This is a genomic window from Gracilibacillus lacisalsi DSM 19029, from assembly GCF_000377765.1.
Lineage (GTDB): Bacteria > Bacillota > Bacilli > Bacillales > Amphibacillaceae > Gracilibacillus > Gracilibacillus lacisalsi.
The window spans coordinates 16,934-31,326 of sequence record NZ_KB898678.1 but is presented as its reverse complement, the minus strand read 5'-3'; the positions used below and the strand labels follow the sequence as shown (position 1 = coordinate 31,326).

Below are 14,393 nucleotides of genomic sequence, written 5' to 3'. Positions count from 1 at the left end.
TTCCTCCCCATGTATGTTATAGATTAATAATCTTCCAACACTGATCATGATCTCTTTCGATAATTATCTGTGAAAAATCTTGATTATCTTGTTTGTATACATCCGCTATTCCCATTTGGTAAAACTTATATTCTTTAGGATATGCTGCATAACTTTCAACAATCAATTGACCGTTCTTTTCAGTAATAATTCCATTTACACAGTGTACCTTGCCATTTTCTTGATATACATATGTTGTTGTACCAAATCCTTTTAAATACGCTACTAATTCTTCTCCCATATCCCAATCGTCACCTGTTGCATTTCCAGCAAACAGTTCCGGATCATCTTCAAAAAATACTGATTGTCCAAAACGGTTATGGGTTAAGGATGGCTTATTAATATTGGGGTAGGCCACACTATAAGTCGAAGCTGCTTCCCCCTCTTTTAGCACGTTTAAAGTGGCACTTGCATTCCAGTCATAACAATAGAGGACAGCCATCATCGAACGGTAAGCTGCATGCAGATAATATATTTTTTTACTTTTTTCAAAGAGGACAAGGGCCGAATGGGATACAAGACCTCCCCATAATGAATGAATCATATAAGATAATGCTTCCCACCAACGATCTGGATTTTGATTTCGAAAATCGTTACTTATACCAATATTCGCCAATATTAATTCACCATACTTCTCCGCAGCTTCTAATTCCCCATATATTGCCAATGATTCACTAGTTGGACCAAATCCGGCATTATCAAAGTGATGCTCTGTTATTGCTGATTGATAGGAATCCACATTATTTACCAACTTCAAACAGAAACTTTGCCATAGTTCTTGTAGCCGATTCCAGTATTTCAGCTTTTTTTGTTTTGCAAGTTCCGCTAATAAATCTTCTATAAATAGGTTAAAAACACCATTCATTTCTGTCTCATTTTTTTCTCGTTCACTTTGATGTAAATTCTTATCAAAGCGAAGTATCATTACCTCGGCCGCCCACTCCAAATAAACATTAGGTTGATGAATTTTCAAAAATGTTGGATGGACTTTTGACAATAAAAAGAAAACATGTGCAATATAGTCAAAATCTAATGTACGATAAAAGTCACCATGTATTTTCAACGGATTATTTAGGTCCCCATTTTTAAACCATTTATTTTTTATATAAAATACTGCACTTTTTTCTACTTTTTCTATTTGATTCGGTTTAACTTCCGCTATCAGATTTTTTTGTAACAAAAAACATAACTTACCAAGTGATTCTCCTTGATTCGATATAGGTTTAAACCCAAAAGTGTTTTCATCAGTCTCTTCTTCAATAAAAGCATTGCGCTCTAAATAATTTGCTCGTGCTTCGATAAGACGATGTATCGGATCCATTACATTAAAAACAACGAAATCTATTTTTTCATTATCTAAAACTACCTCTAATTTATGCTCGCCCAAATCTTGCATCAAATATTCTATTTGATACTTACTTTTCGATAATTTCTTTAAATAATTTGTGATATCGATCGTCTTATCATGAAGCTTTAATATAAGCTGGTGAATTGTAGTATTGCTAGGTACCAACACTTCACCAATAAAATGTCTACCCTTCAATACAACCGGCGGATATTGAATAAGCGGTTGATCGCAATCTAAAAGTGTTTGCTGGTATTCTTCAGTATGATCAACAGCCGCAAATCGATATAACCAAGACTGCTTATTGGCAGCTGGAACGGTAATACTTTGTCCTAAGCTATCATAAATCCAATCACATTCTTCTTTAGTTTCACTCGTTTCTGCTAGTATGAGCTGGTGAAACAAGGCTCCATCTAATGAAGGCGATACTTGCTCACGAAATCTATTCGTATATCGACAGAAAGTTCCGATATTTATCGTCTTGCCTTCTAAATTCAAAATAGCTAAATCGGGTCCATTGTTATCTCTCTTTTTGGCAATCAATCTAGTATAATCATTTGAAATATGCGGGAATATCGCACAAGACTGCTGCATATTCCGATGTACATCTGTATCTCGAAACATAATATAAGAAAGAGAACACCACACTTGAAAATGATCAATCACTAATTCCTTTTCATTATGGTTGATAACTTGTATACGCCAATCAAAATAACTATTATCAGCTGCTGTATAAATATATGCTATAGTGAATCCAGCTTCTAAAAAGTCAAAATTCACCTTTAGTTGTTGCTTTGACACATCTACTCTTGGTTCGACCCCCTGATTATCAAAAGTTTGGTTATTTATCTCAATCGAAAAATTCCCAAGCAATTTCTGATAATCCGGGTAATTATGCTCTTTTAAATAATTTTGATTGATAACCCAATTCATATCTGATTTGTCTTGGTTAACAGAAAGAGAATCAACCAATCCTTTGTCGTTTACGAATGCTGTAAACACTTTGTTCGTTAACTTATACATATATTATCCCCCAACGTACATATATTGTTGTTTTTATTCTTTGATTGCCCCTGCCGTTAGCCCACTTATAATATACTTCTGTAAGAAAACGGATATTAACACAATTGGAATCGTTGCAACTATTGCTGCAGCTGTCATTTGCCCCCAATTTAGTGAATGCACACCTTGGAACTGAGAAATCGCAACAGGTACCGTCCGAGCACTATCTGAAGATGTAAAGATTAACGCAAATAGAAATTCATTCCAGGATAATGTGAAGGCAATAATCCCAACGGTAATAATTCCAGGAACCGATAAGGGTAATACAATTTTCCAGATTAATTTTGGAATACTACATCCATCCATGATTGCTACCTCTTCGATAGCACTCGGTATTGTTCTGAAAAATCCCGTTAAAATCCAAACAACTAATGGTGTGAAATATGCAATGTAAGGTAAAATTAAGGCAAAGTACGTATCTATCGCACCTATGCTTCGCAAAAAGCTAAATAACGGACTGATAATAAAGATACCCGGAAAAATGGTCATAAATAGCACAAGCATAAACAATCCATTTTTCATTCGGAACTGTAGCCTTGCAAAAGCATATGCGGCGGGTACCCCAATTACAATACACATTATCGCTGTCACACTTGAAATCACGATACTATTCCATATATTCTTCAAAAAGCCACTTTTAAATAGTACTTGCACATAATTTTCCAAAAAAAGTGTTTCAGGGAAAATCTTTACGTTGTAGATTTCATTTTGTTGTTTTAAAGAGGTTAGGATCGTCCATAGATAAGGAATTATATTGATTAATATAACAATCGTTAATCCGATCCAAAACCAAACTTTTACCTTTTTTTTCATCAGGAGTACCTCCTATTAGTTATACTGCTTATTCATACTTCTTGTATAGAAGTAGATTAATATACCGACTATAACTACTCCAATAACAGCCATAGCACCACCAAGACCAAAGTCTAGATATTGGAAAAACACTTTGTAATTGTAAAGCGTAAAGATTTCTGTTGATTCACCAGGTCCTCCACCAGTCATCACATAAATAATATCGATGACATTGATCGTCTGTAGTGTTGTAAAGATAAGTCCCATAGCGATGAATGGCCTTATCAATGGCAGTGTAATATGATAATACTTTTTCCAATCACCTGCTCCGTCTATATCTGCACTCTCGTATAATTCTTTTGAGATCGTCTGTAGACCAGATACAATAATTAAAGTTAACAGAGGGGTTGTCTTCCAAACATTTGTTACGATTACACTGATCATGGCATGATCCGATGAAACAAGCCACGGTATATTTCGTTCGATGATCCCAATCCCTTCCAAAACATAGTTGATAATCCCGAAGTCTGTTTCGAACATAAATTTCCAAGACTGTGCTGCAACTACTGGAGCAACCGCCCATGGTAATAAGATGGAAGCGCGGAATATTGAACGACCTTTAAATGCTTGATTTGCAATTTGTGCGGTAATTAAGCCTAGTATTAACATTCCTATAACACTACCAATAATATAAATTAAACTAGTTATTAGAGAGGATATAAAACGGCTATCCTGCAAAATTTCGATATAATTACTTAAACCAACAAAAGTCGCTTGTGCATCTGGATCTGTCAATCTATAAGATTGAAAGCTGTATATAATAGTCGTAATAAGAGGAATAAACACAATGACGATAATCATGGTAAATACAGGTAATAACAACATATAAGGTAAAAATCTATATCTCATGATTTACACTCCTTATAACAGGTACCGAGGATTCCTCGATACCTGTTATTCTTTTTATTCAAGCTCCTCTAACTCCGTTGCTAATTCATTCAGGGCTTCTTCCGGTGTTATATCTCCTGACAACGCCTGATGAATATAGGATTGCGCAATATCAGATAATTTAGAATACTGAGGATGTGATGGTCTTACTGAAGCATGTTCAAATACATCTAAATACTCTTCTAGCTGAGGATTTGCTTCTAATACTTCTGGATCCTCATATAGCTCTACTCTGGTTCCCACTTGACCGCCACCAAGCAACATTTCTTTCTGATTATCAAAAGATGTAAACCATTTGATTACTTCCCATGCTGTTTCTTTATCACTAACATTTTTGGATATAGCGAAGTTCCAACCTCCAACAGCATTGGCTTTTTGGCCTCCTTCAAATGCAAAATTACTAGCTACCCACGTTTGATCTTTTACTGGGGAATCATCAGCTTGATTTTCTGAATACACATAGCCCCAGTTAGGATGGAATAATACTTGTCCTTGAGTAAATGGAATTCTAGCATCCTCTGGTGTTGAATTACCAATTGCTGAAGGGGATACCACTTCATATTCCTCTATCATATCGACCATAAACTGAAGTGCTTCTACTGCCTCTGGACTATTAATCGTGACATTGCCATCTTCGTCGAAAAAATCACCATTATTAGCATGTAAAAATTCAGTAAAGCTGACAATAAGTTGTTCAGCGCGTCCCCAGTGCATACTGAATCCTTGAATACCTTCCTCTTCTTGAATCGTTTGTGCAACCTCTACAGCCTCTTCATACGTTTCTGGTACTTCCAAATTATATTTTTCTAACAAATCCTTGCGATACCATAATGGATGTAAGTCATTAAACCATGGAACCGCCCATACATGTCCATCATACGTCATGGCATCAACTTGCCTTTCAATAAATTCTGATTGCATTTCTTCTGTAAATAGATCATCTAATGGCTCTATCCATCCTGCTTCTGCAAATTCAGCAGTCCATACAACATCCATATTTACAATGTCGAGGTTTTCAGATCCTGCCGACAGTTGTGTTACGGTTTGGTCATGCATTTGCGATGCGTCATTTGACATCTCCACAAATTCTACTTTTATATCATCATGTTCTTCATTAAATCTTTGACGGGCTTCCTCCATCATTCCATTAGGATCAGATTCTAATTTTGCCATATGAATAGTTTGTACATCCGCATTATTATTGTTTTCAGCTTCATTTTGTTCCTCATCCACATTTTCATTACTACAAGCGACTAAAAACACTATTACAATTACTACAACAAAAAGTGATAAACGGTTTTTAAAATAATTTTTCATCGTTAATTTTCCTCCTTTAATTTTGTACTACATGCCTGAACAAAAGGAAATAGCTACAGCATCACATTAATTTTTATACACCACCTCCTGTAGTTAAACGCTTTCATTTGATTAAACGTTTAATCATTATACAATAGATTAAACGCTCTCACGTTTAACTAATTTACAATTTAATCTAATTTTATTAGACAAAATTTTTTCTCCTCTTATTTTTTTTATTAATAATTTAATGGATTGCTGCCCTATTTCATTTAATGGTAGACTCATAGTAGTTAATTTTGGTGTTAAATACTGGCTGATCTCTCGATTATCAAAACCTATAACTGATAAGTCGCCAGGAACGTTAATTCCTAATTCATTTGCCGCCTTTATTACACCACCTGCCATTAAATCATTCATAGCTAATATAGCTCTTGGTTTATTGTTTTTCTGTAATAAAACAAGGCCTTGATGATAACCAGAATTGAACTCCCAATCCCCATTAGTAATCCACTCTGGATTCCATTCTATTTCACTTTCTTTAAATGCTTTTTTAAAACCTTTTAATCGTTCCATAGTTGATTCAGAATTTTTAAATCCTGTAATTAGGCCTATATCTTTAATACCTTGCTCGATTAGATAGTCCGTTGCATAAAAAGCAGCGCTAAAGTCATTATAATTTACCGATAAATCTTTCGGATTAGATGTATCACAATAAGTATATACAACAGGTATGGAAGAATCAGGAAGTATTCCTTTTACATCACGTGAATGAATCCCAATATAGATAATCCCTTCAACTTGACTTGCTAATAAAACTTTAAACATTGGTGCCGCCTCTTGTTTACATATTTCGGTGTCAGGATATTGCACACCAGTCTTTTTTTTCATACGTAAGTTCATCAGTAATATAGAATATCCATGATCTTCTGCAAAAGAATTTATTCCATCAATTATTTCTGGTGCGTTAAAAACAGATAAGTCTTCAACTATAACACCAATCGTTTGAGATTTGTTCATTTTTAAGCTTTTTGCCATTCGATTAGGAGCATAATTAAAATCTTCAGCAATTCGTAAGATTTTCTTTTTCGTTTCCTCACCTACTCGCCCTCTATTATTGAGAACATTTGAAACGGTAGCAACTGAAACATTTGCCTTCTGAGCGATTTTTTTTAAATTAGCCATTTTCTTCACCACTTTGATAAAACGTTTAACCTTTATAAAGAAATTAACATGAATGCGTTTTCCTTGTCAATGAATATTAGAAAATTAATCCTATTTTTTATCCTTTATTACCGTTCATGTTTATTACTCTCAATTTGTAGGCTTAAGAAAGATTGAACAAAATATATGATGCTAAGTGGATCTGCGATTACTTTAGTGGCCATTGTGAAAGATATCACCACCACTCCGGCTGCCCATTTCCCTTTCCGTAGAGGTTGCACTTCAGCTAACTTTTTCGAGCACAAACCGAAAAAGTGGATCTTCAGGCCAAACAATTTCCACAGGAGTGAAAGTGGTCGGCCTTCGCTAAGTTCTGCTCTACAACTCTAGCATGAAGTAACATTGCTGCTTTTATACTTATGGATAGCGATTCTTGCTCTTATCTATTTTATAAAAGTCAACCTATTACTTCTGACAAGAATTGCTGCACCTCCTCATAGCGGAAACTAATTACATAGCCTCCTGCGGGAATAGCGCGAGCCGAAAATCTACTTTGCAAAGTTAGTTGAGGCCGTGCCGCGGAAAGCGAAGTAATTAGTCGGAGCGTTGGCAAATACTTCGATTAACACGGGCATTGCGCTGATTTTATACTTTTTTGCTTTGAACAAAAAATAAAAAAGTTGTTCAGTCAGGAGTACAAGTTGCCTGCACTCCAGAACTAAACTACTTAAAGTGACTTCAGTTGTTTTAAGACAGGCACACCATCAATCGGTACCGCTCCAATCGTTTTCTTATAAAAATCCACGGGACCAGCATCACCAATGATGGCATACGCATAACCTTTAGCACGTAATTGAAACAAGCTAGCCAACAACAACTGATAACCAATTCCTTGACCTCTTGCACCTTCTTTCACTCCAGTTGGCCCAAAAAAGTTTGGAAATGTTGTATCATAACAGGCAAAACCTAAAATTTCATTATCTTGAACTGCAATTAAGCAGTTAGCAGGTACCTTTGTGCAAGCCACTTCACATTCACTTACCCAGTTTTCAGAAAAATGCTCACGGACCCAATCTACCACTTTATGTTTTTCTGGTGGTAAAACCGTTCGGATTTGATAGCTTTGCGTCTTATCAAATGAAGCTTCAGGTAATGAATATAAATTGACTAACATATCTGCCATTCTCACAGCCCCCTTAAAAATTTTAAACAAGTCGGTTTCATCATTTCATATTTATCAGGTAATGGTTGTAATGTACCATCTGAGCTAATTTTCAGTACCGTGATCAAGTCACTATGTTCATTAGCAACCAAAATAAATGCACCATCAGGCGTTACAGCAAAATTTCGTGGCCAGCGCCCTAGTGTTGATACCTCATCATGAAAGGTTAGCACGCCATCGGTAAGCACCTGAAAAACAGTAATAGAATCCCTTCCTCTATTCGATACATATAGGAAATGATTATCTGGAGAAAAGTGTATATCCGCACAATAATTATCTATCTCTTCGTCTGGAGGTATAGTAGCAATTTCCTGAATAAGCTCCATCTCTAACTTGTCTTCATTAAAGCAGTATACTGAAACAGTAGAACTGAATTCATTTGCAATATAAATGAATTGTCGATTCTGAGAAACAACTAGATGCCGTGGTCCCTTACCTTGTCCTAATTCAAATGAATGAATATGATGTAAGCAGTGTTGATTGCGAATTAATTGAAACAATGACAACGTATCCTGACCTAAATCCGTGACTAAAAAAGTATCCTGATCACCTAACGGATAACAAGTATGTGGATGTGAATGCTTACCTTGCTGAACAATCGGTAGTTTAATTGCATCACTACACGTTTCTATTGAACCATCTTCTTTTAACGGGTGTAACGAAATGTTCCCTTCCCCATAATTTGCGATTAATAAAAATTCTCCTTTTTCATCTGCATGAACATAACAGGGCCCTGATCCTTTTGTAGACTGTCTATCCATTTCGATGAACTTCGAATCAAGCTGAAACCCTGCTACTTCTCCGTTATCCACCTCACTGACAGCATACAAGATGTCTAAATAAGGATGAATTGCTAAAAAAGAAGGGGAAGTAATCCCCTTTATCGTAGACTGTTTTTCAAATGAATATGTTTTGGCGTTGTAAGTAACCAATTGTATCGCTTCCTCATCTTCTTGCCCATATCCTCCAGCAAACATTTTATAGCTACTCAATTGAATGGATCTCAGTCCTTTCGAATATTGATTAATAGATTGGTAATACGTGAAAAAACACGTTTGGAGATGCCATCCGATAATAATAACTAGACCAACCTAAACCGGTTGTTTTATCTAGATTAGTATTAAACGGTAGCCGTTCTTGTTCCAGCTCCTCAATTCTTTCAATCTCCCCATTCGAATAGTCTGTAATTCGCTCTATCGCAGTTTCTAAACGAGCAATAAGTCCACCGTATCGAATATCGATCACTTCCCAGCCAAAAGGCTTATTAATGGTCAACCATTGCTTTTTATGGGCATTTCGCAAAACTTTGACCTTATCTATAATTACCGGTAAGTCTTCATCAGCTATTTGCCGTAAGGTTTCTACTTGTTGATTATCATAGGCTGTTTTTAGTTTGATACCGATAGCAGCCTTTTGTGCTAATACTGCCGATAATTTCTCTGGTACTTCAAAAATAAAGTCAAGCTCTAAACGTGGATCTCGTGACTGTTTTATCCTAATCTCCAATTGTTGATAATGAAGAGAAACGTCATGTTCTACCCCTTCTATATGTTTATCAAATAAGCCGAGAAGTACGTCTTGCCATAACAAAAATTTCGATGGATTTGTTTGATCCAAGTTTTCATTTGCCACTCCAGGAATGGCATCTAAATCATTTAATTGTAAAAAGGACTTCGCATCTAAACCAGTACAAAATTTAGTACGGGCATACCAATATTCCTTATCAACAGTAGTTTGGAATTGATGTTCTGCATACAATTGTAAACCAAGCATCGCCGAATAGTAGTTATTTTCATAACCATCATCACCCCATAAAGTAACAAAAACATCTTCTATACCTTCTTGCTTACATACTGTTAGAGCTGCTTCACTTGTTTTTAGTGACAGTCCATAATTCGTTGCGAAGGTATTCCAAACCCAAATACCACCAGCAAATGCAGGTGTTTGTCCCAATTGTTTATGTTTAGCAATCAATGCCTGATAATCTTCTTGCTCCGTATGATAATAATCCCAATACATTAGCTTGATATTGTCAGGTATTTTATTTTTCATAACCTCTGAAATTTCCGTTGACATATCATACTGATCATCCCCGGAATTAGATGCTAGCTTTAAAAACATGTCACTCCACATCATGACATCAAGTTCCAGTTTATCTGTTATTTCTTTTACCTGTCGTAAATGATCTGTCATCAAATCTATACGATCTTTATAGCCAAATTTATTTAAATAGATCCCTCTCCCTAATTCTTCGGCTTCATCCATACCAATATGAATACGTTTAGTTCGGAAAGGTTGAGCTGCAGCTTTAATCATTTTTCGCAAAAATTCATATGTTGCTTCCTGATCCACTAACAAAACACCTCTTGTATCCTTCAGGTGTGCTGCTGCATCCCACTTCAAAAACTCTTCTAAGTGTGCAAGTGTTTGGATACAAGGAATCAACTCGATTCCAAATTGAAATGCATAATCATCAAGTTCTTGTAATTCCTGTTGGGAATAGCGCCCCCGCATATATCCAAAGTAAGGAAAATCTTTAACTTCATACGTATCTTCCATGTAAAGCATTGCTGCGTTAAATCCCATTAATGCCATTTTTCGAAGCATACCTTTGAATCGATCTACTCGCATCACGGCATTTCTAGACAGGTCAAACATCGGGCCAATTGTTTGAAAATGTGGTGTTTCTTTCATCATAAACGTTGCTTGTTCTTTACTGTGTTGAACAAATAAACCAATTGCTCTATAGACGTGATAGGCTTGACCATAAGAAATAAAACCTTCACCATTTCTGAACTCAACAACAGTATCCTTACTATCACTCTTCTCTATTGTTAATGGGATACCGTCTTCATGGAGGATAAAATTAATTTCCTTCTGTAATTCTTCAATACCAGGTAAAAATGAGTGAAATTCTCCTTGTAATAAAATATACAAATGGATCACCCTTTCTTTTTTGATTGTCTCTCAATCGTTAGCCTTTGACTGCTCCAGATGTTGCTCCTTTTTCAAATGTCTTCTGAGCTAATAGATAGAAAATAAGAACAGGAATTACAGTCATCGCAATCGCTGCGGTCATTAAACCGTAATCTGTACCATACTGTGAACTTACATTAGATAATAACACGACGATTGGTGCTACTCTTTCGTGTGAAACTAATACTAATGAAGAGAATAAGTCGTTATACGACCAAAGAAATACGAAAATACCTACTGTTGCAAAGGATGGTAATGATATCGGCAAGAATACTTTTGTAAACATTCTAAAGCGGCCACAACCATCCATCACAGATGCCTCTTCTAATTCCTTGGGGATGGTCGCCATATAACCACTAATAACCAGGATCGCAAAAGGCAGGTTACCAGCAGTATGCGGAATAATCAGCGCCAGATATGTATTAACAAGGTCCATTTGAATCATCATTCGATAAACAGGAACAATCGTCGCAAATGCCGGGATTAGTAAACTTGCGATTAAGAGAGCTTGTAATACTCCTCTTAATTTAAATTGCATCCGTGCCATCGCAAAAGCCGCTAGACCACCAATAAATAACACAAGCAACACAACAGAACCAGATATTATAAAACTGTTTAAGTAGCTTTTACCAATATTGACAGTTTCAAACGCATTGACATAATTTTGCACAGTTGGATCAGATGGAATTTTAAACGTGTCCGTGATAATCTCCCGAGAATCCTTAAATGAATTTAAAAATACCCATGCTAAAGGAAAGATGGTAGTCATCGACCATAATGTAAGCACAACATAAATAAAGATTTTGCCGATTTTAGATTGGGAAAAATACCTTTCCTGAAACCTTTCCCAAAATGTTAACTGTTCCTGTGTATGAGTATGCAAAGGTGAACACCTCTTTTCCTTTTAGTACGTAACTTCTTCTTTCTGTAATAATTTGTTCGTGATAAATGCTAAACTTAAACCTAAAACAACAATTAACACTGCGATGGTAGCACCATATCCCATTGCCGTATCTTCAAATGCCTTCTGATACATGTAGGTTCCTAATACTTCAGAGGAACTACCCGGGCCACCTCTAGTAATAATGTAAACAAGTTCAAATATCTTTAACGTACCGGTAATGGCAAGAACAATACATGTTTTCAAATCACTGACAATCAATGGAATCGTCAGTTTAAACATTTTTTGAATGCCAGTAACCCCTTCTAACTCAGCTGCCTCGTAAAAGTCATTTGGGATTTTTTGAATGGCCGTTAATAAGATGACAAAGTAAAAGCCAACATAGTTCCAAATCGTTGGTATAGCTACCATATATAAGGAGGATTGCTCGGTCAGCCATAACACTCTTTCTAAACCAAGATTAACTAAAATCTCATTCAACAAACCGTTTCTGTAATTATAAATCAACGTAAATAATAACCCGATCGCAGCACCGGAAATAACGATTGGAAAGAAAAAAGTTGTCCGGTAAAAACCTGCCCCTTTCGTAATCGCGTTGACCATTATCGCTAGAACAAGTGCGATTCCTACCTGAAAAATAGTGACATACAACATTAACTCCAGTGAATTGAATAATGCCTCTCTAGCAATCTCATCATTCCATAACCGAACATAGTTATCTATCCCAATAAATGTAGAATTAAAGAATCCATCCGTTTTGTAAAAGCTTTGCAAAATATTTTCTACAAACGGATAATACAAAAAGATACCTGTTATCACAAAAGCAGGTGTGAGAAAGAGAAAAATATACAACTTATCACCTTTCATGACGTCCTCCCTTCCAGATGAGCAATGAGGCTGACCCTGATCCAGGGACAACCTCCTATTTACTATCTAGTTATCTATTACTCTTCCATTCCAGCTGCTTCCTCTAATACTTGTTCACCAGTTGTGTTACCACTTACAATATTAGGGACGCTTGTCCGCATATGTGTGAACGCTTCCGGATAAATACGGTCGTTGATCGGTAATGCTACTGCTGGAGCATCACTGACTAATTGATGACCTGCTTCCAAATAAGCTGGTAAATCGTCCAATGCACCTTTAGCCGGTGGCTGCCCTGTTGCTCCGGCAATCCGGACAATCGTTTCTTCGGAAGTTAAATAGTTAAACAAATCTACCACAACATCACGCTTTGCTTCATCTTCATAGGATTTAGTACTGATAAACCATCCTTGAGATGCTCCACCGACAATCTCCCCAGTTTCACCTCCATCAGCATAAACTGGCATAGGTAAAACGGTAACATCTTCGCCCATACCTGCTTCTTCCAATTGCCCCCAGAACCAAGAGCCTTCGAAAATCATTGCTGCTTGTTCCTGTTTAAATAATTCTTGTGCCATTGCTAAATCAATTGTTGCTGCATCAGGTGTAAACGCTCCCATATCTGCATGTTTTTTTATGTTATCTAAACCTTCCGCCCATGATGGGTTTTGGTCTGCCAATTCTGCTGTATAATTTTCCATACCGCCTGCAGCAAGTGCGTAATGCTCTACTACATAATATGAGTCCTCTGTAGATGCTGCGATTGGAACAATATCTGTTTCAGCAAATGCTTCAATTGCTGCTTCATATTGCTCCCAAGTAGTAGGTAGTTCAATGCCGTTTTCTTCAAATAACTTCTTATTTACGAATAACCCTTCATAAAAACCAGATTGTGGTGCAGCATAAATGTTACCGTCGCTATGTCTTTGTTGTTCTAACATCGAATTAAATCCAGATAAGTCAATACCTTCCGCTTCTTCTAAGTTTACAACCTTACCTTCTTCGATAAGTCCTTCTGCATCAACTGTATTAAAATAGAACATCATATCAGGCTCATTATCAGAAGAAAAATCCGTATTTACTTTCGTTCGGATTGTACCTGCATCGGCTGATTGTGAATCATTTTCAATGGTTACATGTGGATGTTCGCTTACAAATTCGTCTAATACTTCCTGAAATACTTCACCGGCTGGATCCGTACCTGCCATTGTCGTAACCACTCGTAAATCAACTTCTTCAGATGCTTCTTCTGTATCTGTCTCTTCGGCACCTTCAGAGTTATCATCATTATCTGCCGGTGTTGAATCGGTTTCATTATTAGAACATGCTACTAAACTTATTAAAACAAACAAAAATACTAACAACAGACTCCATTTAAATTGCTTCAACCTAACTACCCCTTTTCTATAAAGTTTATCAACAACTTATGTACAGTTGTCTATACCTAATATAGCTTGATGGTTTGGAAATGTCAATACTTTTTCTACAATTCTTCCATATTCAACCACTATTTAAATAATCCGGTTAGAAATGTTAATAAACCAATCTATAATAATAGGATATTTTAAACTATTTTTCTAACAAACTACCATTTCCAAGTTATTTTCGATAAAGTGAGACTATGATCAGCGTATATCGTCTGTTACCCCTAACTGATCCTTGTGTTACTTGAAGTCGGACGTTTAGCACCTAAACAAATGGCACCACACCTTGTATATACCATTTGCAACCTTTTTGTAACAAATGTTCACACACTTTTCACAAAAAATATACCATATATTTTC

The 14,393-nt window shown here is 36.2% G+C and carries 11 protein-coding genes; all 11 read right to left on the bottom strand.

Going from position 1 to position 14,393, the window contains the following annotated elements; translation table 11 throughout:
* Nucleotides 1-16: 16 nt before the first annotated feature.
* The gene (locus tag D569_RS23155) at nucleotides 17-2,407 is read right to left on the bottom strand and encodes a hypothetical protein (protein ID WP_018933924.1); all 2,391 of its coding nucleotides are present in this window, start codon (nucleotides 2,405-2,407) and stop codon (nucleotides 17-19) included.
* Between the two features lie 33 nt (nucleotides 2,408-2,440).
* The gene (locus tag D569_RS0118500; protein WP_018933923.1) at nucleotides 2,441-3,259 is read right to left on the bottom strand and encodes a carbohydrate ABC transporter permease; all 819 of its coding nucleotides are present in this window, start codon (nucleotides 3,257-3,259) and stop codon (nucleotides 2,441-2,443) included.
* 15 nt (nucleotides 3,260-3,274) lie between these two features.
* Nucleotides 3,275-4,147, bottom strand: coding sequence for a carbohydrate ABC transporter permease (locus D569_RS0118495; RefSeq protein WP_018933922.1), 873 nt, complete (start codon nucleotides 4,145-4,147; stop codon nucleotides 3,275-3,277).
* Nucleotides 4,148-4,201: 54 nt separating this feature from the next.
* Complete coding sequence (locus D569_RS0118490) at nucleotides 4,202-5,503, bottom strand: ABC transporter substrate-binding protein (protein ID WP_018933921.1); 1,302 nt, start codon at nucleotides 5,501-5,503, stop codon at nucleotides 4,202-4,204.
* A 138-nt stretch (nucleotides 5,504-5,641) separates the two neighbouring features.
* Nucleotides 5,642-6,667 carry a LacI family DNA-binding transcriptional regulator gene (locus D569_RS0118485; RefSeq protein ID WP_018933920.1) on the bottom strand — a complete coding sequence of 342 codons (1,026 nt, stop codon included), beginning with the start codon at nucleotides 6,665-6,667 and terminating at the stop codon, nucleotides 5,642-5,644.
* A 706-nt stretch (nucleotides 6,668-7,373) separates the two neighbouring features.
* Nucleotides 7,374-7,829 carry a GNAT family N-acetyltransferase gene (locus D569_RS0118480; protein WP_018933919.1) on the bottom strand — a complete coding sequence of 152 codons (456 nt, stop codon included), beginning with the start codon at nucleotides 7,827-7,829 and terminating at the stop codon, nucleotides 7,374-7,376.
* 2 nt (nucleotides 7,830-7,831) lie between these two features.
* Nucleotides 7,832-8,860, bottom strand: coding sequence for a lactonase family protein (locus D569_RS0118475; protein ID WP_156823005.1), 1,029 nt, complete (start codon nucleotides 8,858-8,860; stop codon nucleotides 7,832-7,834).
* 31 nt (nucleotides 8,861-8,891) lie between these two features.
* Nucleotides 8,892-10,805 carry a beta-N-acetylhexosaminidase gene (locus D569_RS0118470; RefSeq protein WP_018933917.1) on the bottom strand — a complete coding sequence of 638 codons (1,914 nt, stop codon included), beginning with the start codon at nucleotides 10,803-10,805 and terminating at the stop codon, nucleotides 8,892-8,894.
* Between the two features lie 37 nt (nucleotides 10,806-10,842).
* The gene (locus D569_RS0118465; protein WP_018933916.1) at nucleotides 10,843-11,727 is read right to left on the bottom strand and encodes a carbohydrate ABC transporter permease; all 885 of its coding nucleotides are present in this window, start codon (nucleotides 11,725-11,727) and stop codon (nucleotides 10,843-10,845) included.
* Between the two features lie 21 nt (nucleotides 11,728-11,748).
* Entirely contained in the window at nucleotides 11,749-12,612 is an 864-nt protein-coding gene (locus D569_RS0118460) for a carbohydrate ABC transporter permease (protein ID WP_018933915.1), read from the bottom strand.
* Nucleotides 12,613-12,689: 77 nt separating this feature from the next.
* Nucleotides 12,690-13,997: an ABC transporter substrate-binding protein gene (locus tag D569_RS0118455; protein WP_018933914.1), complete on the bottom strand. Its 1,308-nt coding sequence runs from the start codon at nucleotides 13,995-13,997 to the stop codon at nucleotides 12,690-12,692.
* Nucleotides 13,998-14,393: the final 396 nt, after the last annotated feature.